The sequence below is a fragment of the Xanthomonas sp. NCPPB 3218 genome, assembly GCF_056725185.1.
The window spans coordinates 4,915,229-4,939,880 of record NZ_CM161516.1 but is presented as its reverse complement, the minus strand read 5'-3'; the positions used below and the strand labels follow the sequence as shown (position 1 = coordinate 4,939,880).

Annotated in this window: 18 protein-coding genes and 1 rRNA gene; 11 read left to right on the top strand and 8 right to left on the bottom strand. The window is 65.4% G+C overall.

Translation table 11 applies throughout. The features are described from left to right. Positions 1-105: 105 nt before the first annotated feature. The 4 genes from rrf (at position 106) to AC1PLS_RS20725 (ending at position 4,334) form a co-directional block, all read left to right on the top strand. Positions 106-220, top strand: a 5S ribosomal RNA gene (gene rrf / locus AC1PLS_RS20740). 340 nt (positions 221-560) lie between these two features. After that, on the top strand, positions 561-1,376 hold the full coding sequence (mutM, locus tag AC1PLS_RS20735; RefSeq protein WP_104601556.1) for a bifunctional DNA-formamidopyrimidine glycosylase/DNA-(apurinic or apyrimidinic site) lyase: 816 nt from the start codon (positions 561-563) through the stop codon (positions 1,374-1,376). A 184-nt stretch (positions 1,377-1,560) separates the two neighbouring features. Then, positions 1,561-2,664 carry a DUF4380 domain-containing protein gene (locus tag AC1PLS_RS20730; RefSeq protein WP_184435141.1) on the top strand — a complete coding sequence of 368 codons (1,104 nt, stop codon included), beginning with the start codon at positions 1,561-1,563 and terminating at the stop codon, positions 2,662-2,664. Between the two features lie 68 nt (positions 2,665-2,732). Continuing rightward, positions 2,733-4,334: an OpgD/OpgG family glucan biosynthesis protein gene (locus AC1PLS_RS20725; RefSeq protein WP_039522777.1), complete on the top strand. Its 1,602-nt coding sequence runs from the start codon at positions 2,733-2,735 to the stop codon at positions 4,332-4,334. Between the two features lie 147 nt (positions 4,335-4,481). Here the strand turns inward: AC1PLS_RS20725 and AC1PLS_RS20720 are convergent, their stop codons facing one another. Both AC1PLS_RS20720 and AC1PLS_RS20715 read right to left on the bottom strand, forming a co-directional pair. Next, a complete protein-coding gene (locus AC1PLS_RS20720; RefSeq protein ID WP_024937659.1) occupies positions 4,482-5,726 on the bottom strand; it encodes a GAF domain-containing sensor histidine kinase in 1,245 nt (414 codons plus the stop codon). Positions 5,727-5,932: 206 nt separating this feature from the next. Then, positions 5,933-6,598, bottom strand: a complete 666-nt coding sequence (locus AC1PLS_RS20715; RefSeq protein ID WP_184435138.1) for a thymidine kinase — start codon at positions 6,596-6,598, stop codon at positions 5,933-5,935. Positions 6,599-6,711: 113 nt separating this feature from the next. On the opposite strand from AC1PLS_RS20715, the gene rep reads away from it, so the two are divergent. The 3 genes from rep to AC1PLS_RS20700 all read left to right on the top strand — a co-directional run bounded on the left by rep (position 6,712) and on the right by AC1PLS_RS20700 (position 10,527). After that, the gene (gene rep / locus AC1PLS_RS20710; protein WP_024937657.1) at positions 6,712-8,688 is read left to right on the top strand and encodes a DNA helicase Rep; all 1,977 of its coding nucleotides are present in this window, start codon (positions 6,712-6,714) and stop codon (positions 8,686-8,688) included. A gap of 63 nt (positions 8,689-8,751) precedes the next feature. Further along, complete coding sequence (locus AC1PLS_RS20705) at positions 8,752-9,342, top strand: GNAT family N-acetyltransferase (protein WP_054592231.1); 591 nt, start codon at positions 8,752-8,754, stop codon at positions 9,340-9,342. A 150-nt stretch (positions 9,343-9,492) separates the two neighbouring features. After that, complete coding sequence (locus tag AC1PLS_RS20700) at positions 9,493-10,527, top strand: DUF4272 domain-containing protein (protein WP_184435135.1); 1,035 nt, start codon at positions 9,493-9,495, stop codon at positions 10,525-10,527. A gap of 132 nt (positions 10,528-10,659) precedes the next feature. Here AC1PLS_RS20700 and AC1PLS_RS20695 read toward each other — a convergent pair whose 3' ends face one another. Together AC1PLS_RS20695 and AC1PLS_RS20690 are read right to left on the bottom strand one after the other, a co-directional pair. After that, the gene (locus tag AC1PLS_RS20695; RefSeq protein ID WP_481104018.1) at positions 10,660-11,328 is read right to left on the bottom strand and encodes a YceH family protein; all 669 of its coding nucleotides are present in this window, start codon (positions 11,326-11,328) and stop codon (positions 10,660-10,662) included. A 58-nt stretch (positions 11,329-11,386) separates the two neighbouring features. Then, on the bottom strand, positions 11,387-11,593 hold the full coding sequence (locus AC1PLS_RS20690; protein ID WP_481104017.1) for a hypothetical protein: 207 nt from the start codon (positions 11,591-11,593) through the stop codon (positions 11,387-11,389). A 16-nt stretch (positions 11,594-11,609) separates the two neighbouring features. Between AC1PLS_RS20690 and AC1PLS_RS20685 the strand changes: the two genes are divergently transcribed. The 4 genes from AC1PLS_RS20685 (at position 11,610) to AC1PLS_RS20670 (ending at position 14,878) form a co-directional block, all read left to right on the top strand. After that, positions 11,610-12,575 (top strand): 5'-nucleotidase, lipoprotein e(P4) family, encoded by a 966-nt coding sequence (locus AC1PLS_RS20685; protein WP_046345132.1) that lies wholly within the window; start codon positions 11,610-11,612, stop codon positions 12,573-12,575. Continuing rightward, the gene (pyrF, locus tag AC1PLS_RS20680) at positions 12,572-13,303 is read left to right on the top strand and encodes an orotidine-5'-phosphate decarboxylase (RefSeq protein WP_481104016.1); all 732 of its coding nucleotides are present in this window, start codon (positions 12,572-12,574) and stop codon (positions 13,301-13,303) included. Before AC1PLS_RS20685 ends, pyrF begins: the two co-directional genes overlap by 4 nt. Positions 13,304-13,580: 277 nt before the next feature. Then, positions 13,581-14,177: a hypothetical protein gene (locus AC1PLS_RS20675; protein ID WP_126966958.1), complete on the top strand. Its 597-nt coding sequence runs from the start codon at positions 13,581-13,583 to the stop codon at positions 14,175-14,177. 5 nt (positions 14,178-14,182) lie between these two features. Further along, positions 14,183-14,878 carry a hypothetical protein gene (locus AC1PLS_RS20670; RefSeq protein WP_481104015.1) on the top strand — a complete coding sequence of 232 codons (696 nt, stop codon included), beginning with the start codon at positions 14,183-14,185 and terminating at the stop codon, positions 14,876-14,878. A 205-nt stretch (positions 14,879-15,083) separates the two neighbouring features. On the opposite strand, the gene AC1PLS_RS20665 is transcribed toward AC1PLS_RS20670, so the two are convergent. From AC1PLS_RS20665 to AC1PLS_RS20650, 4 genes are all read right to left on the bottom strand, one after another. Further along, positions 15,084-16,604: a tryptophan halogenase family protein gene (locus AC1PLS_RS20665; RefSeq protein WP_047130137.1), complete on the bottom strand. Its 1,521-nt coding sequence runs from the start codon at positions 16,602-16,604 to the stop codon at positions 15,084-15,086. Between the two features lie 107 nt (positions 16,605-16,711). After that, the gene (locus AC1PLS_RS20660; RefSeq protein ID WP_481104014.1) at positions 16,712-19,747 is read right to left on the bottom strand and encodes a TonB-dependent receptor; all 3,036 of its coding nucleotides are present in this window, start codon (positions 19,745-19,747) and stop codon (positions 16,712-16,714) included. Positions 19,748-20,124: 377 nt separating this feature from the next. After that, entirely contained in the window at positions 20,125-23,154 is a 3,030-nt protein-coding gene (locus AC1PLS_RS20655) for a TonB-dependent receptor (RefSeq protein ID WP_481104013.1), read from the bottom strand. A gap of 135 nt (positions 23,155-23,289) precedes the next feature. Continuing rightward, a complete protein-coding gene (locus AC1PLS_RS20650; RefSeq protein WP_166769503.1) occupies positions 23,290-24,342 on the bottom strand; it encodes a LacI family DNA-binding transcriptional regulator in 1,053 nt (350 codons plus the stop codon). Positions 24,343-24,652: the final 310 nt, after the last annotated feature.

Sequence of the window (24,652 nt, the reverse complement as noted above, 5' to 3'; positions counted from 1 at the left end):
CAAGTTGCCTTGGTCCCAACGAACGTTGGTAGATCACCAAACGCAAGCTACGTCACAAGTTACCTATGCGAGACGAGCGCTATCAAGCGCTGCTCCAACCGTCTCCCTGGTGAAATTAGCGCTGTGGAACCACCCGATCCCATCCCGAACTCGGAAGTGAAACGCAGCTGCGCCGATGGTAGTGTGGCTCAAGCCATGCGAGAGTAGGTCATCGCCAGGGGCTTTACCCGAAACCCTCAGTCCAATAGGACTGAGGGTTTCTTTTTGTCCGAAATTCGGTCGCGAAAAGCCAGAGCCAGAGCCAGAGCCGGGGCTAAATTTAAGCGAGCTGGCCAAAGCCAAAGCCAAAGCTAAAGCTAAAGCTGAAGCTAAAGCTAAAGCCAAAGCCAAAGCCAAAGCCGAAGCCAGAGGCAAAGGTCCGAATCTCACCACGGCACCCGGACGTTTCAGGCGCAATCGAGCACCGTAACGAGACTGGGGCGACGAGCTGGATTTACTGCCGTTGGCCACCATATTGATCCGTGCCGGCGTACCGCCGGCCTGGACGATTGGAGACCTGCATGCCCGAGCTGCCCGAAGTCGAAACCACCTTGCGTGGCCTGGCTCCGCATCTGGTCGGCCAACGCATCCATGGCGTCATCCTGCGACGCCCCGACCTACGCTGGCCGATTCCTGAGCAGATCGAACGCTTGTTGCCCGGCGCGACTATCACCGATGTGCGTCGCCGTGCCAAATACCTGTTGATCGATACCGATGCCGGCGGCAGCGCGCTGCTGCATCTTGGAATGTCGGGAAGTCTGCGCGTGTTACCCGGCGATACGCCGCCGCGGGCGCACGATCATGTGGATATCAGCCTGGAAAATGGCCGTGTCCTGCGCTTCAACGATCCGCGCCGGTTTGGTTGCCTGTTGTGGCAAAACGACACGCACGTGCACGATCTGCTGGCGGCACTTGGCCCGGAACCATTATCGGATGCATTTACTGGCGATTATCTGCATGCACTGGCGAGTGGCCGGCGCGCGGCAGTGAAAACCTTTCTGATGGATCAGGCGGTCGTTGTCGGCGTGGGAAATATCTATGCGGCAGAAAGCCTGCATCGCGCCGGAATCAGCCCATTACGCGAAGCGGGCAAAGTGTCATTGGACCGTTACCGGCGCCTGGCCACAGCAGTGAAAGACATCCTCGGCTACGCCATCCAGCGCGGCGGAACCACGCTGCGCGATTTCATCAGCCCGGACGGGGCACCCGGTTACTTCGAGCAGGAACTTACGGTGTATGGGCGCGAGGGTGAAGCCTGCAAGCAGTGTGGACGTGCGTTGAAACACGCCACCATCGGGCAACGTGCGACGGTGTGGTGCAGCAGTTGCCAACGTTGAACGCCGGCCAGGTGACCCACGCTGATCGAAACACCAGCCTCCAGTTCTGGATCAGTGACGACCGCTGGCGAGTAGCCCTTGGATAACAGCACATGGCGCCCTTGGAGCCGCAGTTGCCGATTGCTTGATGGTGCGTTGCCGTACATCGCGCCACAATCGTGACGTCCTGCGATTGGAGTCGTCCATGCCTGCCTCACTGCGCTACGTTATGCCGATCATGCTTGTGGTTGCATCAGCGTTGCCGCTGGCAACAGGCGCATGCGCGGATGAGCTTATGTCCAGCACCAAACCCGCAGTTGAGCGCATCCAGTTGCACAACGGGGTTGTTGAACTCAGTGCTACGCCCGCGTTCGGTGGGCGCGTGCTGTCCTTTAATTTGCGTGGACACCCCAACGTGTTGAAGACGGGTGAGGCGGTTGATCAGCAGCCCGTGCCAGAAGTGTCCGCGATCGCAGGCGATATCCCGTACCTCGGCCACGATGTCTGGGTAGGGCCGCAGAGTCAGTGGTGGGTGCATCAACAGGTCAACCCGACACGCAAGGCGGCCACCGCGGTCTGGCCACCGGATCCGTATCTGTCGTTGGCAACCACTCGTGCAGTCACACGTAGTGGCGATCACCTGATCCTGGAAGGCGTGCCCAGTCCGGTCACCGGCGTGCAGCTACGCAAGCGCGTGGCTCTTTCATCCACGCGTGCCGATACCGTGGAGGTGGAGGCCACCGCCCGCAATATCCGCAGCGAGTCCATCGCCTGGGATCTGTGGTTCAACACGCGGGTCGCGGCGGGCACGCGTGTATTCGTACCGGTGGCCAATGCAGCTGATATCCGTGTTCAGCCGCCGACCGAGGCCGGCACGGTTGCGCCGACCTACCGGCATCACGGCGGTGTGTTTGCATTGCGTGCCAATGCACGACAGGACGGGCTGATCCAGCGCGGCAAGGTGTTGTTGCAGCCTTCGGCAGGCTGGATGGCGGGCTTTGCGGGCGACCAGGTGCTGGTGATCCGCTTTGCGCATCAGCCGCTGTCCGCGATCCATCCGGAGCAAGGGCAGGTGGAGCTGTATCTGGACGCGCCGCCGCAGCATCCCGAGCGCGGACTGCTGGAAATGGAAGTACACGCACCGTACCGGCAGCTGGCGCCGGGCGAGCGCATGCAGGCGAACGAGCAATGGACCTTGCTGCGCTACACCGGACCCGACGCGCAGCAGGCGCAACACCAGTTCCTGTGCAGCAAGGCGCAAGAGCTGCAACTGACCAATGCGTGCGCGCCTTCGTCTGCCGCGCCCTGACCTCCGCATTCACCTCCGTGCCGAGCTGTGGCTATGATGGCGGCCATTCCCTGAGCAGACCGATGCGCATGCAACGACGCCACTTCCTGAAGAATGCCGCCGCCGCATTGGCCGCGCTCGGTTTGCCGGCGCTGCCGCAGTGGGCGTTGGCGGCCAAGGCCGTTGGACTGCGTCGCCTGGGGCAGCCGCAGCCGTTCGACTATGGCTGGCTCAAGGGGCAGGCGCGTGCCTTGGCCACGGCGCCTTACAAGAGCCATAAGCAGCTGCTTCCGGGGTCGTTGGAGGCGTTGAACTGGGATCAATACCAGTCGATCCGCTACCGCCAGGACCATGCGCTATGGGCCGACGGCAACGGCAAGTTCCAGGCGAAGTTCTTCCATCTGGGGCTGTATTTCCACACCCCCGTGCATATCTACGACATCGTCGATGGCCAGGCGCAGCAACTTGCCTACGACCCGGCGGCGTTCGATTACGGCAGCAGCGGGCTGGGCGGCAAGCAGCTGCCCAAGGACCTGGGATTTGCCGGGTTCCGTCTCAACACGCGCAAGGACACCGATCGCGATTTCTCGGCCTTCCTGGGCGCGAGCTATTTCCGCGCGGTCGGCAAGGAAGGCCAGTACGGGCAGTCGGCACGCGGGCTGGCGATCGATACCGGTACCGGTGGGCCGGAGGAGTTCCCGGACTTTATCGCCTATTACCTGGAGCAGCCGGCCGACGATTCGAACACCGTGGTGGTGTACGGGCTGCTGGATTCGCCCAGCGTTGCCGGTGCGTATCGCTTTGCCATCACCAATGGCGAGGTGCTGGTGATGGAGATCGACAGCGCGCTCTACCCGCGCAAGACCATCGAGCGATTGGGGATCGGTCCGTGCACCAGCATGTATCAGGTCGGCGAAAACGATCGCCGCATGGACTGGGACTGGCGGCCGGAAATCCACGACACCGACGGCCTGGCGATGTGGACCGGCGGCGGCGAGTGGATCTGGCGGCCGCTGTGCAACCCGCCGCAGCTGCGCTTCAACATGTTCGTCGACGAGAATCCGCGCGGATTCGGCCTGTTGCAGCGCGATCGCAACTTCGATCATTACCAGGACGACGGCGTGTTCTACGAGAAGCGCCCCTGCCTGTGGGTGGAACCCAAGAACGGCTGGGGCAAGGGCTCGGTGCAGCTGGTCGAGATCCCGACCGTGGACGAGACCTTCGACAACATCGTGGCGTTCTGGAATCCGCAGGACAAACCGCAGCCGGGGCAAGAGTTGCTGATGGGGTACCGGTTGTATTGGGGTGCGCATCCGCCGGCCAGCTCGCCGCTGGCGCACTGCGTGGCCACGCGCACCGGCCTGGGCGGCATCGTCGGGCAGAAGCGCAGCCATTTCTCGTGGCGGTTTGCGGTGGATTTTGCCGGGGGCGAACTGGCTGCGTTGGCCAAGGACCCCAAAGCCAAGGTCGAGGCCATCCTCCAGGTGTCGCGTGGCAGCACCGAGATCGTGTCGGCGCGTCCGCTGCATGAGCTCAAGGGCTATCGGGCGATGTTCGACCTGGTGCCGCCGGATGACAGCACCCGGCAGATCGATATCCGCCTGTTCCTGCGCGCCAACGGCAAGCCGCTGACCGAAACCTGGCTGTACCAGTGGACGCCGCCACCGGCGAGCGAGCGTAAGGTCTACTAGCGCACAGGGACGTCGCGCGACCGATGAGGTGGGCGATTGTCAGGCAGGTGCGGATGGCGCAGTGACGACAGGCCGCCGATTTCGAATGGCGACCGTGGCTGCGTTACAGCCGCACAGTCGCGGATGCGGCGCCCAGGCGCCGCGGACTTAGGCCGACGTCGAGCTGTTGACCAACTGCATGCGCGCACGCGGGCGCACGCAGGCCAGGTCCACCCGGAAGCAGGTGCCGTCCTTGCCGCTGAGGATGCGCAGTTCGCCTTGATGGGCCCGGGCGATCTGGGCGGCCATGTGCAGGCCCAGATCCACTTCGGGCAAGGCGCGTCCGCCGGTGTGCACGTGGGTGGAGGCCTGCAACACGTCGAGCCGGCGTGGATCGATCCCGTCCAGATTGCAGACCTCGATGCGCAGGCGGCCCTGCTCGGTGACCGCGACCGCCTTGATCAGCGAACTCTGTTGCCCCTGCACCACGGCGTTGATCATCAGGCTGCCGAACATCTGCGCCAGGCGCACCGCATCGCCGTGCACTGGCTCGTCGATGGCCACATGTGTGGACAACACCTGGTTCGGATACGCGGCGCGGGTTTCGTCGACGACCTGCGACAAGGCATCGAGCAGATCGCTGCCGTTGCCGTAGTCCAGCTGCAGCCAGTCGCGTTCGATACCGCGCGCGAAATCGTTGGCGAAGTCGATCAGTTCTTCCATGCGCCGCAGGCTGCGCTGCATCGACCGGATCGCGCCGCCCTGGCGCTGGTTGAGCGGGTCGATCGCCAGCATGTCCACCACCGCATGCATGGACTGCAGCGGGTTGCGCAGATCGTGGCCAAGGATGCCGATGAATTCTTCGCGCAGGCGCGCAGAGGCGCCGATACGCCCCAGTTCGCTGCGTGCGCGCCGCGATTCCTGCGCGCTCTCTTCGGCGCGTTGTTCGGCCTGGATCTGCGCTGCCAGCAGTTGCGCCAGCAGCTCGACCTTTTCCACCATCGGCGCGTCCATGACGCGCGGCAACGGGTCCAGCGCGCACAAGGTGCCGAACACGCTGCCGTCGTCGAACTTGATCGGCACCGACACATAGCTCTCGAAGCCGTACAGCCGCGGCGTGGGGTGGTCGCGGAAGACCGGGTGCTCGGAGGCATGGCCGAACCACAAGGCGTTGCCCTGGGTGCGCACGCTGTCGCAGAAGGTGGTGACCAGGGGCAGCTCGTCGCCGGGCGCCAGGCCGAACGACAGTTCGTCGCGGACCTGGCAGGTGATCCAGCGCGTATCGGTCACGCGCGCAACAGCCGCGAACCCCATGCCGGTCAGACGGGTGAGAATGGTCAGGACATCCGGGACCGACGATAGCCGGCCAACACGCGCGATATCTGCGCGTAACTCGGGAGGAAGCGGACCCATGAATTGCCTCCCGACAAGTGGATGGTCGCCAGTTTACAGGACTGCGGTTGCGCCTGGTTGCGCGTGGATCGCTGCAACGGCACCGCAACGATACGCCTGTTGACGTGTAGCGGAAATACAGCGGCGATCGAATGCCTGCAGGGGTTTAGCGGCGCATCACACGTGCATACCGGGGCAATGCGTCGACAGCGTTTGGGCTGAATTCTTCAGCCCGTCTCCGTGCCGGTTTCCCTGTCCGACGAGCCCGCAGGCGGCAGCGGCAACGCGATCTGCAGCGGGTCGATGCGGCCTTCGCCACGCATGATCTTCTTGAACTCGGCGCGGCTGACCGACACGTAGCGCTCGTTGCCGCCGATCTCCACCTGCGGGCCGTCCTGTACCGCGTGGCCTTGCGCATCCACGCGCACGGTCATGGTGGCCTTGCTGCCGCTATGGCAGATGGTCTTGATCTCCTCCAGCTCGTCGGCCCAGGCCAGCAGGAACTGGCTGCCCTCGAACAGCTCGCCGCGGAAGTCGGTCCGCAGGCCGTAGCACAGCACCGGAATGCGCAGGCGGTCGACCACCTCGCTCAACTGCCAGACCTGGCCACGGTTGAGGAACTGCGCCTCGTCCACCAGCACGCAATGCAGCGCGCCTTCGGCCTGGATGTCGCGTTCGATCAGTTGCTGCAACTCGGTGCCGCGATCGAAGGTGCGCCCGTCCGCGCGCAGGCCGATCCGCGAGGCCACCACGCCGCTGCCGGCGCGGTGATCGAGCTTGGGCGTGAGGATCAAGGTACGCATGCCGCGTTCGCGGTAGTTGTGCGCCGACTGCAGCAAGGTGGTGGTCTTGCCGGCATTCATTGCCGAGTAGTAGAAGTAGAGCTTGGCCATCGGTGGATTTTACCGGGCCGGGCGGCCGGCGGTGACGGCCATCTGCATGAACCGGCGGCGCAGGCCTGCCCGGCGCGGCGCCGGTACAATGGCCTGCTCTGTTGGAAGCCTCTATGCACGGTCTCAATCCCCCGCAAAGCGCCGCAGTGCTGCACTGCGAAGGTCCCTTGTTGGTGCTGGCCGGTGCCGGCAGCGGCAAGACGCGCGTGATCGTGGAGAAGATCGCGCACCTGATCGCCACCGGCCGCTATCCGGCCAAGCGCATCGCCGCGATCACCTTCACCAACAAGTCGGCCAAGGAAATGCGCGAGCGTGTGGCCAAGCGCATCCGTGGCGATGGCGCCGATGGCCTGACCATCTGTACCTTCCACGCGCTGGGGCTGAAGTTCCTGCAGATCGAGCACGCCGCTGCCGGCTTGAAGCGCGGCTTTTCGATCTTCGATTCCGACGATGCCGCCGCCCAGATCAAGGATCTGATGCACGGCGCCAAGCCCGATGCGATCGAAGATGCCAAGAATCTGATCTCGCGCGCCAAGAACGCCGGCCTGTCGCCCGAACAGGCGATGGCGGCGGCACGCAGCAACCGCGAAAAGGAAGCCGCCAGCCTGTACGAGCGCTACCAGGCGCGGCTGACCACCTTCAACGCGGTGGACTTCGACGATCTGATTCGCCTGCCGGTGCAGATCCTGGAGGCCAACGAAGAGATCGTGATGGGCTGGCGCGAGCGCATCGGCTACCTGCTGGTGGACGAGTGCCAGGACACCAACGATGCGCAGTACCGGCTGCTGAAAATGCTGGCCGGGCCGCGCGGCAACTTCACCTGCGTGGGCGACGACGATCAGAGCATCTACGCCTGGCGTGGTGCCAATCCGGAAAACCTGCAGCAGATGGGGCGTGATTATCCGGCACTGGAAATCATCAAGCTGGAACAGAATTACCGCTGCTCCAACCGCGTGCTGCGTGCGGCCAATGCCTTGATCGCGCACAACCCGCACGAGCACTTGAAGACCCTGTGGAGCGATCAGGCCGACGGCGAGCGCATCCGCGTGTGGGAATGCCGCGACAGCGAGCACGAAGCGGAAAAGGTCGCTGCCGAGATCTCGTTCCTGGGTACCGCCAAGCAGGTACCGTGGAGCGATTTCTGCATCCTGTTTCGCGGCAATTTCCAATCGCGGCCGCTGGAAAAGGCGCTGCAGCTGCTGCGCGTGCCGTATCACCTGACCGGCGGCACTGCGTTTCTGGAGCGGCAGGAAGTCAAGGACGTGCTGTCGTGGTTGCGGCTGATCGTCAACCCCGAAGATGACGCGGCGTTTTTGCGCGCGGTGCAGTCGCCCAAGCGCGAGGTCGGTGCGACCTCGCTGGCGCGGCTGGCCGAGCTTGCCAGTGCGAAGTCGGTGCCGATGTCGCGCGCGGCCGAGTCGATGGGCGCGCTGCAGCACCTGCCGCCGCGTGCGGCCAATGGCCTGAGTGCGTTCACCGATATCCTGCGCGATATGCGCGAGCATTCGGCCAGGCTGCCGGCGGGGGAGCTGGTACGCATGCTGGCCGACAAATCCGGCCTGCTCAACGACCTGCGCAACCAGTCCAAGGACGAAACCGGCTTCCAGCGGCGCAAGCGCAATCTGGACGAGTTGGCCGAGTGGTTCGAAGGCGGCCCGCGTGGTGCAAGTGCCAGCGATCTGGCCGCGCAGCTGGCGTTGTTGTCGCGCAACGACAAGGACGATGGCGGCAACCAGGTACGCATGATGACCATGCACGCGTCCAAGGGCCTGGAATTCCGTTATGTGTTCATCGTCGGCTGCGAGGACGGCGTGCTGCCGCATGAAGTGAGCCTGGAAGAAGGCAACCTGCAGGAAGAGCGCCGGCTGCTGTATGTGGGCATCACCCGTGCCAAGGAGCAGCTGTGGATGAGCCACAGCAAATTGACGCGCAAGTTCGGCGAGCATGTGCGGCTCAAGCCCAGCCGCTTCTTCGACGAGATCCCGGCCGAAGAATTGCAGCGCGACGGCGCCGACCCAGTGGCCGATGCCGAGCGCAAGAAAGAGCGCGCCAGTGCGGGCTTGGCGGCGATCCAGGCATTGTTCGACTAGCGGTTGTTGCGTACCGCGCAGGCTTGCCAGCGACACGCTTGCACGGCAGTCTGGTTTGCCCTGATGCCGGAGTGCGCCGTGACTGTCGTGATCGAAACCCCGCGTTTGCGCCTGCGGACATTGGATCCCGAGCGCGATGCCGACGCAGTGCTGACGCTGGTCAACGACCCCGGTTTCATCGCCGGCATCAACGACCGCGGTGTGCGCACCCGCGAGCAGGCGCGTGATCATCTGCGTGAGTGGGCGCAAGCGCACCGGGAAAAATACGGCTTTGCGCACTGGGCGGTGGAGACGCGCGCGGAAGGGGCGTTTGCCGGCACATTGGGGTTGTTGTGCCGCGATACCTTGCCGGTGCCGCATATCGGCTTTGCACTGCTGCCCGAACATCGCGGCAAGGGCTATGTCAGCGAGGCCGGGCGCGCAGTGCTGGACCATGCGCGCGATGTGCTGGGGTTGCCGCAGTTGTGCGCGATCGTGTCGCCGGACAATGCCGATTCGATTCGCGCGCTGGAAAAACTCGGATTGCAGCGGCAAGGCCTGCGCGTGTTGAGCCAGGAGGACCATCCGGTGCTGTATTACACGATCGCGCTCGCTCCGGCCGACATGGACAGCCGGGCAGGCCTGCGGCACCCTGGCGGCGACTCTCACCGCTGAACGCGGCCGACACAACGCAGCAAACAGTCGTCAGCGTGGCGGGGACGGCGCGCAGGCACTTCGGTGGATGGACGGCGCAGCGACTCCGCACCGCACCTGCCTGGCGATGAGCGCCGTCGTTGTGTCCGTCGCCCCAACAAGGACACTTGCATGCCATTGCTGGTCAACGCCTATTCCACGCTGCGCGAGCCGTTGTGGCCGGATTTCCTGCCGCGTGCCGCCGTGCAGCACCGCGACCACGCCGATCCGGAACTGGCCACGCATCTGCATGGCTTCGTCGGCTACGTGAGTCAGGCCGGCGACGGCCAGATGACTCAGCCGCGCTATCACCTGATGCGGCATGTGCAGCGGGTGCGTCAGCATTTCACTTTCGAGGTCGACGATGCGGCTTTCGGGGAATTGGCGCAGTGGGCCGAGCAGGCCAACGCGGTGTGTTTCCTGGCCGACGGCAGCGTGCGCGATCCGCACGGGCGGGTGCTGATCAGCCAGGGCGAGCCGGCGATCGATGAGCAGGCGCAGGTGCCGTATCCGCCGGATGCCTTGCAGCGGCGTGCGCAGCAACTCGCGCAGCTGACCGCGCAAGGCATCCGCGTGCCCCCCAGCCTGCCGCCGGTGCCTGGCGAGGCCGAAGCGCGGGTGCGCGATGCGGCGGCGGTGACGCAGCGCATGCTGGCATTGTTTGCGGTGGCCTTGCGCGCGGAGATGCTGGCCGCCGGCGATACGCCACCCGGGTTGGAAGAGATGGACGCCCGCCTGCCCGGCGTGGCGGTGGCACTGTCGCCGCAGGAGCGCGCCTTTTTTGCCCAGCCTGCGCCGGAGCCGCAGCAGCTCGCCAACTTCGGATGGCGCTACGAGAGCCTGGCCGTGCTGCAGTGGGCCCTGGGGCTGGCCGAGGCGCTGCCGGAGCCGACCAGCCTGTGCGATGTGCCCCTGGCCGCCCAGCGCGCGCTGGAGCATGCCGAAGCCGCGACGCGGCCGTCGCTGACGCTACGGCCGGTGCCCGAACTGCTGGATGCGCTGGACCGGCACTTGCGCCTGCATTGGGCGGTGCGCCAGGCCGGCCAGAGCGAGCAACCGCCACCGGCCGGCATCGTGCCGGGCGTGGTCTACGAGCGTCACTACACCCTCAACTGGCTGCTGCACTTCGAAGACGCCGACTGGGATGAGGTCGATACGCCGACGTAAGCGGGCCGGCCGCAGGGTGCGCCGTCACTGCGCGGCCTGCGCGTCGTCTGGCGGTCTGGCTGGTCGTTGCGTGCTTCGCGCTCCGCGCGGGCGTCGATGTGAAGCGGGCACCTCCAGGAGCGAACCGTCGCCCTAGGCGCCAGCCGCCTCCAGGCGCGCCTGCACGGCGGCCAGTGCATCCTGCAGCTCGGCGACGGTGGCTTCCAGCGTTTGTACGCGCGCTTCCAGCTCGCTGCTGTCGGCACTGCTGCGGGGGCCTGGCGCAGCGCGCGCCGCCGCGGCCTGCAATGCCTCCACGTCCAGCTCGCCGCTGAGCAGATGCATGTAGCGGTCCTCGCGCTGGCCGCTGGCACGCGGCAGTTGCACCGCCAGGCCGCGCTGGATGAGCCGGTCCAGATGGTGGCGCACGTCGTCGGCATTGTTGAAGCGCGCCAGCCGCTCGCTACGCGCGAACAGCTCGCCCAGCGTCTGCGGGCCGCGCAGCAGCAGCAGGCCGATCAGGGCCACCTGCTGGCGCGTCAGATCCAGCACGCTGCCCAGCCGGTGTTCGTAACGCTCGGCGCGCGAGGAGAACTGCTGGCGGACCAGCCCCAGGGTTTCGAGTTGACGCAGGGCGTGATGCACCACGCCGGTCTGCAGGTTCAGCACCGGCTCGCGTGCGGTCTTCTGGTTGGCGGCCACCTGCGCGGCGTTGACCGTGAGCGGATACGCATCCGGCGTGGTCGCCTCTTTTTCGATCAGGCAGCCGAGCACGCGGGCCTGGGCGGTATCGAGGACGGGCGGGGAAGGTACATCTGTCATGGGGGCGACTCCGGGGCAATCAGCGCACAAGCATATGCCGATCCTGCATTGGCGTTCTTCAGGCCGCGATCCCATGCAGGGCAGCCAGAGCGGCAACGGGATCGAAGCGGCCGTCAGTCGTCGCAGGCGCATGAGGCACGCGTGCAACGCCAGCAAATCCCACGGTGGCCACGTCGCCGTGCGTGCGCACGTGCCGCTGCCCGCAGCACTGCTGTCGGCCGGAGCGGGCGGGGCGGCGCGAACCCGCTAAAATCGCGGTCTTCATTGCCGCTCCTGTCCTGGTGGATGCCATGCGCCCCTCGCTTTACGCACCGTTGTCCCTGCTCGCCTGCACTGCGCTGGCCCTGAGCGCCTGCAAACCCGGCGACAAGGAGCTGGCGCAGCGCGCGCAGGACGCCGCCGTGTCCGCCAATGCGGCCGCAGGCGCCGCCGCAGCCAAGACCGCCACGCCGCCCGTGGCCGCCACCGCGCCGGCCGGCGACGACAACCTCAACGCGGTGCTGTGGATGCAGCGCTCGGAGGAATACCGTGCAGTGGCCGAGCAGACCTACCGCGCCGCTGCCGACAAGCTGGACGCTGCGCTGAAGCAGCCCAACTGGGACGCGCTGGTGCCCGAGGAACGCGGCAATGCCGCCACCGGGCTGAAGCCGGCGGTGGTGCTGGACGTGGACGAGACGGTGCTGGACAACTCGCCCTACCAGGCGCGCCTGCTGCGCGACGGCAAGGAATACGACGAGCTGAGTTGGGACCAGTGGGTGGCGGAGAAGAAGGCCAAGCCGATCCCGGGCGTGGTGGATTTCGCCAAGGCCGCAAATGCCCGCGGCATCACCCTGGTCTACATCTCCAACCGCGCCGTGCACCTGAAGGACGCCACGCTTGCCAACCTGCGCAGCGTCGGGCTGCCGGTGGCCGATGACAGCGTGTTTCTCGGCCTTGGCACCGTGGTCCAGGGCTGCGAGCAGAACGGCAGCGAGAAGAACTGCCGGCGCCAGTTGGCCGGCCAGAAGTACCGCGTGCTGATGCAGTTCGGCGACCAGCTCGGCGACTTCGTGCAGGTCACCGCCAACACCGGCCAGGCGCGTGGCGCGCTGCTGCAGCAGTACCACGACTGGTTCGGCGAGCGCTGGTGGATGCTGCCCAACCCCAGCTACGGCGGCTGGGAGCCGGCGCAGTTCAACAACGATTATGCCCAGCCCTGGCAGCAGCGCCACGATGCCAAGCGCGCCGCGCTGGAGGTGGCCCGATGAGCCGCGCCCCGCTGCCGCTGGCCGCGCATGAGCGGCTGATCTTTGCGCTGGATGTGCCCGGCCACGACGAGGCGATCGCCTGGGTCGACCGCCTGGGCGAGTCGGTGTCCTTCTACAAGATCGGCATGGAGCTGCTGGCCTCTGGCGAGTACTTCCAGGTGCTCGACGCCCTGGCCAGGCGCGACAAGCGCGTGTTCGTGGATCTGAAGTTCTTCGACATCCCCGCCACCGTGGCCGGCACCATCCGCCGGCTGGCGCAGTGGCCGGTGAGCTATTGCACCGTGCACGGCTGGCACGCCGGCATGCTGCAGGCCGCCGCCGAGGCCAACCACGGCGACATGCGCCTGCTGGCGGTGACCGTGCTGACCTCGATGGGCCGGCCGGACCTGGCGGCGATGGGCATCGACCGCGAACCGGTGGAGGTGGTGGTGGAGCGCGCGCTGGCCGCGCAGGCCGCCGGCATCGACGGGGTGATCGCCTCCGGCCAGGAGGCCGGCCGGATCCGCAGCGCCACCGGCGCAGGGTTTTCGATCGTCTGCCCCGGCATCCGCCCCGGCGGCCCGGTCGGCGACGACCAGCAACGCACCGTGGGTGTGGCGCAGGCCTTCCACGACGGCGCCGATGCCATCGTGGTTGGCCGGCCGATCCGCCTGGCTGCCGATCCGGCCGCTGCGGCGAATGCGATCCAGGCCGAGATTCGTACTGCATTGGGGCAACGTCACGAGTAAGGCGGCTGCGGTTTCTTGCGACCTCGCAAGATGCGAAATGCGATAGCCAGTCAACTCAGGTAGGGAAATCACCCACCTGGGGTGGGGTATTGCCTGCTGGTGAGGATTACGTGAAAACGTAATTCTTTATCGGCAGGCGACCTAGACGGTGACCATCGTCTGCAAGGATGCGCATGTGCGCGATGTTTGCGCCATATCGCCCAAGGACGGTACTACCGCAGCGTCTCGCGCTGCCGGTCGCTGCCGATATGGGACACCGGTTTCGGATAGCAGTGTCATGCGTGATCTTTTTCGGCCGCTAACTGCGGTGGTGCTTTGTATTGGCCTTGGCGCCTGTTCTCTCGTCGCCAACGTGCCTGAGTTGTTCCGCTACAACGAACCCACCGACGGTCAACGAACGCGTCTGCGCATCGTCGGCGATGACGGTAATACCGTCATCTACCCTGGGACCACGTGCGACCGTGCCAACGTGCCGGGATTTGGCAGAGCTGCTCGCGCGCTGGTGTTCGGTGGGCAGGATCTGGGCATGCCGCGCTTGAGCGATACACCCAAACATCCCTTGGAATTGGCTGTGCGGGCAGGTGAACCCATGGTGGTGGGTTTCAGTGCCGGTGCTGTAGCCAGTCAGACGTGTCCCAAAGCGCCGCCAGGCTATCGAATGGTCTGCAATGCCCCGATCGGTCACGGGCCGACTTGCGCAACCACGCGGAGTTTCGTGCCGGAATCGGGTATCGATTACGAGGCGCACGTGGATTTCGGTGCGGGCCGCTGCCGGCTCGATGTGTATGCCCTGACAAAGCGTAACGACGGTACGACCGAACGCCGCGCCATTGCCGCCGCGTTACCCAGCTGCCCCGCCACCTCAAAGGAATGATTGCCATGGCACATGTCCGTTTAATCTCCATTGGCCTGGGCGCCGCACTGCTCAGCGCCTGCGCAACGGCTCCAAAACCCAAGGCGATCGTCGCCGAGCCGATCCAGCCACCATTGACCGTGGTCGCGTCGAAAGATACCTATCGCAAGACCACCGGGTTGCGTGTCGTGCATCGCTCGCACACCGCAAAGGCAACCAGCCTGAAAGTCATGCAGGGAATCTTCGGGGCGATGAGCACCGGCGGAAACATTACGGCATTTAAGAAGGAGGATCTGCTCGGTGACCCGAATGAGGATCTGGTAGATCCTTCAATCAAGGAACTCCCGCACGCGCTGGAAGAACAACTGCGCAGTTATGCGCTGGCGCATCCTGCGGCCACGCCGCCCGCGCAGTTTGTGATCCGTCCCGCCACATGGGCATTGATCTACACTTCGTTGTCGGATTCGCAGACGCCCTACCAATTGCACCTTTCATTGGGTATGGAAGCGCGTGCTCCGGACCGCGACGGCCAGCGCCAGGCAACGGTCACACAACGCTGCAATCCCGCACCCATTGAGTTGTCACTGGCCGACTGGCAAGCGGCAGACTACGCCAAGGTGAAGCAGGTGGGTGCTGATTACGTTGCTCAGTGCAGCGAAGAGTTCGCACGCAACTTCCCGACCTTGTTTCACGAGACCGCAGCGGTCGCTGCTTCTGACTAATCAATGAGTTACGTAGATATTATTAAAGTGTTGCTTTAACGTTAAAGCCTGCGTACGATGCCCCTCGTCCGAGGTCAGTCGGAAGCTGTGCCACTCATTGTCCACCGGGCTTGTCCCGGTTTTCGAAGGGATCGGGCCTTGTGCCCGGTCCTTTTTTTTGCCTGCCGATCGGTGCGTGCAGCGACTGCGTCGGCGGTGCCGTCGCTCAACGCGGCGCCGCTGCCTTGCAGTAGCGATCGATGAACTGCTGGTGGGTCGGCATGACGTCCACGCAGTGGCCGATGGTCTGCGCCACGCTGGCCAGGAAGCGCTCGGCGTCGTGATCGGGTACCTGGTCCACCAACGGGTGGTAGCCCCGCGGCAGGATGCCCTGGCCGACCATCACCTGCACCCAGCTGATCTCGGCGAACATCTCCTCGGCATTGCGGTAGAAGCGCCCGCTGTCGCGGAACAGGTCCAGCGTGGTCTGCAGCTCCGGGGTGATCGGCATCGTGCGGCAGTGGCGCCAGAACGCGCTGTCGTCGCGCTCGGTGGCGTGGTAATGCAGCACCAGGAAATCGCGGATGCGGTCGAACTCGAACGCCAGTCGGTCGTTGTAGCGCTGCACCAGCACCGGGCTGATGCCCTCGCGCGGAAACAGCTCCAGCAGCCGGGAAATGCCGGCCTGGATCAGATGGATGCTGGTCGATTCCAGCGGTTCCAGGAAGCCGCTGGCCAGGCCCAGCGCCACCACATTGCGGTTCCAGAACTGCTTGCGCCGGCCGGTGGTGAAGCGCAGCGGGCGTGGGTCGGCCAGCGGCTTGCCATCCAGATTGGCGAGCAGCGTGGCGGCGGCTTCGTCGTCGCTGATGTGCGCGCTGGAGTACACATAGCCGTTGCCGGTGCGGTGCTGCAGCGGGATGCGCCACTGCCAGCCGGCCGCGCGCGCGGTGGAGCGCGTATACGGCGTGGGCGGGCCGACGTTTTCGCTCGGCACCGCCAGGGCGCGGTCGCAGGGCAGCCAATGGGTGAAGTCGTGGTAGCCGGTGTGCAGCGCTTCTTCGATCAACAGCCCACGGAAGCCGGAGCAGTCGATGAACAGGTCGCCGCTGACGACCTGCCCGGAGGCCAGCTGCAGCGATTGCACGTGGCCGCTGTCCGCATGCAGCTGCACCTGCTCGACCAGGCCTTCGATACGGGTGACGCCGCGCTGTTCGGCGTAAGTGCGCAAGAAGCGCGCGTACTGCGTGGCATCGAAGTGATATGCATAGGCGATATTGGCCAGCGGCGAATTGGCCGGCACATCGCCGGCCGAGGTCATGAACTTGCCGCGCACCGCGGCCACGGTGTTGAGCGTATAGGCACCCAGCGGCTGCGCCTTGCCGCGCGCGTGCTGCTTGATCCAGTACTGGTGGAACGGCAGCAGCCCGAGCGGGTGCCCGATCTGGGTGCCGAAGCCATGGATGTACGACGTGCCGGGCCGCTGCCAGTCGACGAACTCGATGCCGAGCTTGAAGCTGCCCTGGGTCTGGCGGACGAACTCGGCTTCATCGATGCCGAGCAGGTTATTGAAGGCCTTAATGTGCGGCACGGTGGCCTCGCCGACGCCGACGGTGCCGAGCTGTTCGGACTCGATCAGCTGCACCTTGAAGCCGGGGCCAAGCACGCGCGCGAACGCCGCGGCGGCCATCCAGCCGGCGGTGCCACCGCCGACGATGACGATATTGCGGAGGGGAGCGGGGATCATGCCTGTGTGTTCCTGGGCAAAGATGGCGGACGGACAAACGAACGGAGCCAGCCGGCCCCGTTCGAACTACCACACGCCCACGTCGGCGCGTGTGGCGATGGGGCCAATCAGAACTTGGCGCCGATTTCCAGCACGACACTGCGCGGCACGTAGTTGATTTCGCCACTGGTGTTGATGGCGATGTCCGGATCGAACTGCCCGTTGCTGCCGAAGCCGTTGTAGGCGTACGCGCTGTAGTTCTTGAAGTTGAAGGCGTTGAGCAGGTTCACGCGCGCGTTGAGCTTGAAGTCCCCGACCACGGTGAACTCCTTGGTGGCCTGGAAGTCCACCGTGCGGTAGCCCCAGATATCGCCACCGACCAGGAACTTGCCGCTGCCCGGCGGGGTGACACCGACCTGCTGGCAGGTCGCGCCATCGGGATCGGTGAAGCCGAAGCAGGCGATCGTGTTGATCGGCTCGGGCGTTGCCAGCACCAGCTTGGCACCGAAGGTGACGCCCCACGGACCATCGATCGAACCGGAAGCGACAAAGCGATGTGCGGCCACGGCGTCGGACTTCACGAACGGATAGCCGCGAATGGTCGCCTTGTCGAAACCGTACGGCTCATCGATGTTGCGGTTCTGGCGCGCGCTGGTGTGGGTGTAGGACAGGGTCAGGCCCCAACCGGATTCCTTGGTGTACGGCTTGTCAGCCGACAGCAGGACCTGGCTGTTGCGCTGCTCCAGGCCGTTGCTGCCCAGAATGGTGTTCTGGTAGCCCGGCACCGGCTCGCCCCACGGCACGTTGCCATTCTGGAAGTAGGAGCCATCCGGATAGCGGTTGATCAGGCCCATGGCAAAGCCGTCGTAGCTCAGGATGCGCTGGAACGTCACATCGGTCAGCCAGTCGCCCACCTGGTTGGTGATGCCGATGCTGTACTGGTCGCTGTACGGCGTCTTGAGCTTGTTGTTGAACATGAACAACTCGGCGCTGCCAGCGACACCGGGAATGGTGTTGAGCTGATCGATGCCGTTGAGGTAACGCGGGTCGAACGCAACGCACGTGCGCTCTGCGCGATAGCACTGCTGGGTTGCCGGGTTTTCGAAATACACCGCGACCGGCGACAACGCCGCCTTGCTGGTTTCCAGGGCCAGCTGCTCGAACAGGTTGCGGTCGTACGAACGCGCGGCACCGCCGTGCAGGATGGCGGCCTCGTCACCGAAGAAGTCGTAGGAGAAACCGAAGCGCGGAGCCCAGGCATCCTTGAAGTTCTTGCGGTTGTTGCCGGTGCTGATGTAATCGGCCACGTTGATGCCGCTGGGCAGCAGACGGTTGGCCCATGGTTGACCGGGGTTTTCCGCATCGTTGGCGTACAGCGCGTCGACGAAGGCCTGCGAGGTCACGAAGTCGGTGTAGGCCGGTGTGTCCTCGTAATCCCAGCGCACGCCGATGTTGATCATCAGCTTGTCGGTGGCGGCCCAATCGTCCTGCAGATAGATGCCGTACTGCTTGGACGGCGATACCACCGTCGCCCGCTGGCCGGGCGTGGTGTAGGGCGCAATGAAGTCGACGCGATACGGCGTGGATTCCACGCTGCCGCCGTTGACGCGGTAGCTGAACTGCGGATTCAGCGCGGCCGCGTCCTGCGAGGTCAGCTCGATGTCCTTGTAGTTCACACCCATCTTGATGGTGTGTTCGCCGTGCCACTGGAAGCTGGTGAAGGTCAGGTCGTTCTGCAGGAACCAGCCCTTCTGGCTCTTGCGCTGCGCATTCCTGCCGCCGGCCGAACCGGTGGTCAGGAAGGTGCGCTCATCGATATCGGTGGAGCCGGCACGCGGCTGGAAATACGTGTAGACGATGCCGTTGCCCAGCGTGCGCGGGGTCGGGTTGTTCTCCGAGTTTTCGGTGCCGACGATGACCTCGTTGAACCAGTTGTCGGCACTGTGCTGCCAACGCAGGTTGGTGCGCTTGTCCTTGTTGATCTTGTCGGTGGCCTGCGCGAGCGTGTTGGTGCCGCCCACGTTGGCGGTCTGGGTCTCGTCGCGATAGATCGTGCTCAGCTCGATGCGATCGCGATCGGTGGGTTCGAAATCGATCTTGCCGAAGAACAGGTCTTCTTCGAACGGCATGTTGGCCGGGCCGTACTGGCTGGCCAGATCGGAAGGCAGCTGGTTGAGGAACGCGGCTGCCTCTGCGCTCGGTTGCACGCTCTTGGGTGCGACGTTCTCCTTGCCTTCGTAGGCAACGAAGAAATGCATGCGGTCCTGGATGATCGGCCCACCCAACGCAAACCCGTATTCCTTGGTCTGCGAATCGATCTTGCCGTTGGCTTCCTCGTCGGGCCGCTTGTCGCGCAGATCCTGGTCGGTGTAGCGATAGAAGGCTTCACCGTGGAATTCGTTGGTGCCGGACTTGGTGGCCGCGGTGATCGCCGCGCCACTGATCTGGCCGTATTCGGCCTTGTAGTTGGAGGTGATGACCTTGTATTCGCCGATCGCCAGCTGCGGGAACGGGTTGCCCTGGGTGTCGCTCTGGCCGGCAACGCCGCCGCTGCGCACGTAGCTCTTCTGGCCGACGCCGTCGATATACAGATTGCCGGCGCTGGCATTGGAGGCGCCACCGCGCAGCTTGGTGTTGCCGTTGCCATCCACCTGAAACACCATGCCCGGCACGGTGTCGGCGAACTCGAGGAAGTTGCGCGTGGCCTGCGGCAATTGCTGGATCTGTCGCGCCGAAATGGTGTTGCCCACCTCGGAGGTCTTGACGTCGCGAATCATCGGCGCGCTGACCGTCACCGTGTCCAGTGTGGTCGCGTCGCCGGCGGGCGCCGCGGCCGCCTCGGTGCCGAGATCGACGGTGGCGCTGGAGGCCACCGACAGGGTCACCGTGCGGCTGGCGCCGTTGGATTCGACCTTGTAGGTGCCCGGCTGCAGACCGACGATGGTGTAGTTGCCGTTGGCATTGACCGGTGCGCGTCGCACCGAGCCGGTGGCGAGGTTGGTGACGACGACCTCGCTGCCGCTCTGTGCGGAAGCGACCTGTCCGCGCAACGTGGCGTTGCTGGACTGGGCCATGGCCGGGGGGGTGGCGAACAACGAGGCAGCCAGGGCGCAGCACAACAGGCTACGTGCCGGCAGGGTGGAGACGGTGCGGTGAGTCTTCATGACTTTCCCCCTCCCAGGGGTAAAGCGCGAACCAGTGAAGTGACTGGCGCGTCGAGGTTGGTGCTTGGTGTGGATGGAACGGGTACAGCGGGCAACAAACAAACAGCAGGGACGGCAAACACAACAAAAACGGTCGCCAACCGGAGCGTGGCGTCTGCGGCATCGCGCGCATCGCGCGTCGCGCCGCAGCAACACACCTCAATCGGGACGATGCAACAAGCCTGCGGCCGGCCCCTCCCCATTGCCGTGGGGCCGATGCAGCTTAGGCAGCGGGTGCGGTACCGGCGCCGAGACGCCGGAGCCGCCAACGCAGCCGTTACCAGTTAGGCAGCGGGTGCGGTACCGGCGCCGAGACGCCGGAGCCGCCAACGCAGCCGTTACCAGATGATGCGTGCGCTCATGAACAAGGTCCGTGGCGGAGTGGACATCGCGCCGTACTGGTTGATGCTCACGCGCGGGTCGTACACGCCGGCACTGCCCCAGTCGATGCTGTACTGATCGTAGTTGCGGAAGTTCAGCGCATTGATCAGATCGCCGCGCACCTGCACCGTCACCGCATCGGTGATGTGCATGTCCTTGGACAACGACAGGTCCAGCTGGCGGGTGCCGAAGATGTCGCCGCCGGCGATGAACTTGCCGCCGGGCGCATCCACCGAGACCACGCGGATGTTGTCCGAACTCGGGCCGCCGTACTGGTCGTAGGAGATCGCCTCGTTGCGCGGCGGCACCGTGGCCAGGGTCAGCTTGGCCGAGCCGCTGATGCCCCAGAACAGGTCGTAGATGCCGGTAAGCACCAGGCGGTGGCGCGGCACCGCATTGAGATCCAGGAACGGGTAGTCGGCAATGGTGGCCGCATCGAATCCGTAGCGATCGTCGTTGCCGCGATTGCCGCGCGCACGCGAGAAGGTGTAGGCCGCAGTCAGGCCCCAGCCGCTCTCCTGCGTATAGGGCTTGTCTGCCGACAGCAGCAACTGGCCGGTCTTGGTCTCCACGCCGTTGTTGCCGATGATCAGGTTGCCGAAGCCGCGGGGTGTCTGGCCGAACGCCTGGTTGCCGTTCTGGAAGAAATCGCCGTTGGCATAGCGGTTGCCCAGGGTGAAGATGAAACCGTCCTTGCTGTGGATGTACGACAGCGTGGCCGAGGTGTTCCAGTCGCCCAGCTGGGTGCGCAGGCCCAGCGAATACTGGTCGGCATACGGCGTCTTCAGATCGTTGTTGAGCAGGTCGATTTCGCCGTTGCGCACGCGCGCATCGACCAGGTTGGCCAGGCTGTCGGGATTGCTCACATAGGTCGGATCGAAGGCGGTGCAGGTACCCGGCGCCGGGACGCAGTTGGTGGGTCCGGCAAAGCGGATCGTGTACTGCGCCAGCGCGGATTTGATCTGCTCCAGGCCCATCACGTCGAACAGGTTGCGGTCGTAGCTGCGGCCGGCACCGCCGAACAGCACCAGCGACTCGTCGCCACGGAAGTCGTAGGAAAAGCCCAGGCGCGGTGCGAAGTTGTTGTTGTCCTGTTTGCGATTGCGGCCGTTGCTGATGTAGTCGTTGATGTCCACCCCGCCCTTGGCCAGCTGCTCGGCGTAGGTGGCGCTCACGGCCGGATCGGTGCCGGGGCCGTTCAAGGCCGCCACCACTTCCGGCGGGGTCACGTTGTCCAGGTACGAGGGAATCTTTTCGCCATCCCAGCGCACGCCGATATTCAACTGCAGCTTGTCGTTGACGTCCCAATCGTCCTGGATGTACAGGCCCAGCTGCTTGCTGGTGGTGGTCACCGACGGTGCGGCACCGGCGAACGGCAGGTTGAAGCGCACTTGGTAGGGAATGGCCGAGGTGCCCGCGCCATCGCCCACCGCGTAGTAGAACGACGGGTTGGCCGCAGAGTTCTCGCTCTGGGTCAGCTCCACTTCCTTGTACTTCACGCCCATCTTGATGACGTGGTTGCCGTGCCACTCCAGATTGTTGAAGGTCAGGTCGTTCTGGAAGCTGGGGCCCTTCTGGCCCTTGCGCTGGATCGCCAGGCCACTGGTGGCACCGTCGTTGAGCAGCACGTCGTCTTCGGCGATGCCGCGCGTGTACACGCTCTGGCTGCCCACGGTATAGGCGGTGGGATTGAACAGCACGTCCTCATAGGACACGCGCGCTTCGTTGACGTAGCGCTCGCCGTAATGCTGCCAGCGCAGGTCGAAGCGCTTTTCGGTGTTGAGGTTGATCTTGGAGGCGATCGCGGTGGTCTGGCCGCCGACGCTGTCGCGGCTTTCCTCGTCGCGGTACTTGCCGGTGAGCTCGAGGCGGTCGTTCTCGCCGATGTCCCAGTCGACCTTGCCGAAGTACAGGTCTTCGTTGAACGGGCGGGTGACCGAGCCGAGCCGGCTCTGCACGCCGGCGGGCAGGTCGTCGCTGAGCGCGCTGAAGCGATCGGGCACGGCCACCGGATTGGCCGAGACCTCGAAGCCCTTGCCTTCGTAGCTGAAGAAGAAATGCGCCTTGTCCTGCACGATCGGCCCGCTCAGCGCAAAGCCGTATTCGTCCTGGTGGGTCTTGCGCTTGCTGCCATCGGAGTTGGGCGCGCCGGCGCGTTCGTCGGGCTGACGCGCGCGGAAATCGGTGTTGCTGGTGCGCCCGAAGATCTCGCCGTGGAACTCATTGCCGCCGGACTTGGTCGAGGCCACGATCGCCGCCGAACCGACCTGGTCGAACTCGGCCTTGTAGTTGGAGGTGATGACCTTGTACTCGCCGATGGCCAGCTGCGGGAACGGGTTGCCCGCGCTCTGCTCCTGCCCGGACACGCCGCCGAACAGGTAGCTCTTCTGGCCGACGCCGTCGATGTAAACGTTCACCGCCGAGCTGCCCTGCGCGCCGCCGCGGATCTGGCTGTTGCCGTTGGAGTTGGTCTCGAACTGCATGCCCGGCACGGTGTCGGCGAACTCCAGGAAGTTGCGCGTCAGCTGCGGCACGGTGCTGATCTGCTTCAGCGACACGTTGGTGCCCACTTCGGAGGTCTTGACCTCCTGCAGCGTGGTGGCGGTGACCTGCACCGCATCCAGCGTGGTGGCATCGCCGGCAGGCGCCGGGGCTGCGCTGCCGCCCAGGTTCAAGGTGACCGACGAGGCCACCGACAGGGTCACGGTCTGCTCGCTGCCGGGGCCGGCATCCACCTTGTAGGTGCCCGGGGGCAGGCCAACCAGCGCGTAGCTGCCGTCGGCACCGGTGGGCACGCGTCGGACGGCACCGCTGGCGACATTGGTCGCAGTCACGGTGGTGCCGGCCTGTGCTGCCGCAACCTGGCCGCGCAAGGTCGCATTGCTGGACTGGGCCATGGCCGGGGTGCTGGCCAGCAACGAGGCGGCAAGGGCGCAGCACAACAGGCTGCGCGCGGGCAGGGTGGAGACGGTGCGGTAATTCTTCATGACTTTCCCCCTCCCAGGGGTAAAGCGCGAACCAGCGGAGTGGCTGGCGCGTCGGTACTGCGTCAAGCGGGACAGCTGGCAACAACGGCAAAGGACTGCAAGCAACACACGTTCGGCAAAGCGTGGTGGCGCGTTTCAGGTGGGAGGCGCCGCCCGCGGCGCGCTGGACGCGCGCACGATCAGTTCGGGAACCATCTCGGAAAACGCCGGGGGGGCGGCATCGGCGGGCGGGGCGGGCGCATCGACCAGTTGCTGGCCCAGCAGCAACTGCAATGCCCGCGCGCCCAGCCCGGCGATATCCACCCGCATGGTGGTCAGCGCCGGCAGCACGTAGCGCGCCATCGGCACGTCGTCGAAGCCGGCCAGCGCGATGTCCTGCGGCACCTTCAGCCCGGCATGGCCGAGCGCGAACAGGCAGCCCAGCGCCATCATGTCGTTGGCCGCGAATACCGCATCCGGGCGCGCGCCCTGTGCCAGCGTCTGGCCGGCGCGGTAGCCGGACTCTTCGTCGAAGTTGCCCGGCAGCACCCACGGCTGCACGTCGGCATCCAGCGCCAGCTCGTCGCGGTAGCCGCGCAGACGCTCGTGCGCATCGAAGTTGTCGGCCGGCCCGGCGATGAAGGCGATGCGGCGGTGGCCGCTGTCGCGCAGGTGCCGCGTCATCGTCCGCGCGCCGCCGTAGTTGTCCACGTTGAGCACCGGGCGCTGGCTGGCCGCGCCGGCGCAGTTGAGCAGCACCGCCGGCAGGCCGCCGGGCAGGGCGTCCTCGTGCACGCCGGAGTCGCCCAGCGAGGGCGACATCACCACCACCCCGTCCACGCGCCCGGGCAGGCGTTCCAGCGCCTTGCGCTGCGCCTGCGGGTCGCCGTGCGAGCTGGACACCAGCAGGTGGTAGCCCTGCTCGCGCGCCACCTGGTCGATGCCGCGGATCAGTTCGGAAAAGAACTCGCCATGCAGGTCCGGCAACACCACCCCGATGGTATGGGTGCGCCGGCTGCTGAGGCTGCGCGCGGCGTGGTGCGGGATGTAATGCAGCGCACGGGCCACCTGCAGCACGCGCTCGCGCACCGACTCGGCCACATGCTGGTGCCCATTCATGGTGCGCGAGACCGTTGCCACCGACACCTGCGCTTCGCGCGCGACGTCCTTGATGGTGACGCTACCGCCTTCGGAGCGTGGCCGACTCATGGCAAAACCTCCAGGACAACGCGGCTGCCGCCGCACGCCGGGAAGGGTCGCACGGTCCGCTGGCGCAGAACGTTCGTGTCACACATGCACATGAATGACATCGGCCCCAACCGATGGCGACCTCAGAGCGAGATGGCGCGCACGCTAGCAGGAACTGCAAGCGCTTACATGATGCGCTGCACCATTGGGCCAAACGCAGGTGGCACAAGGGCTTGGCGGCATCCCCTGGACAAGTTTGTCCGGGAAGGACAACGGCAGTCAATGTCGGACACTAGGCGACAACATGCATGGAACTACGAAAATCTAACGT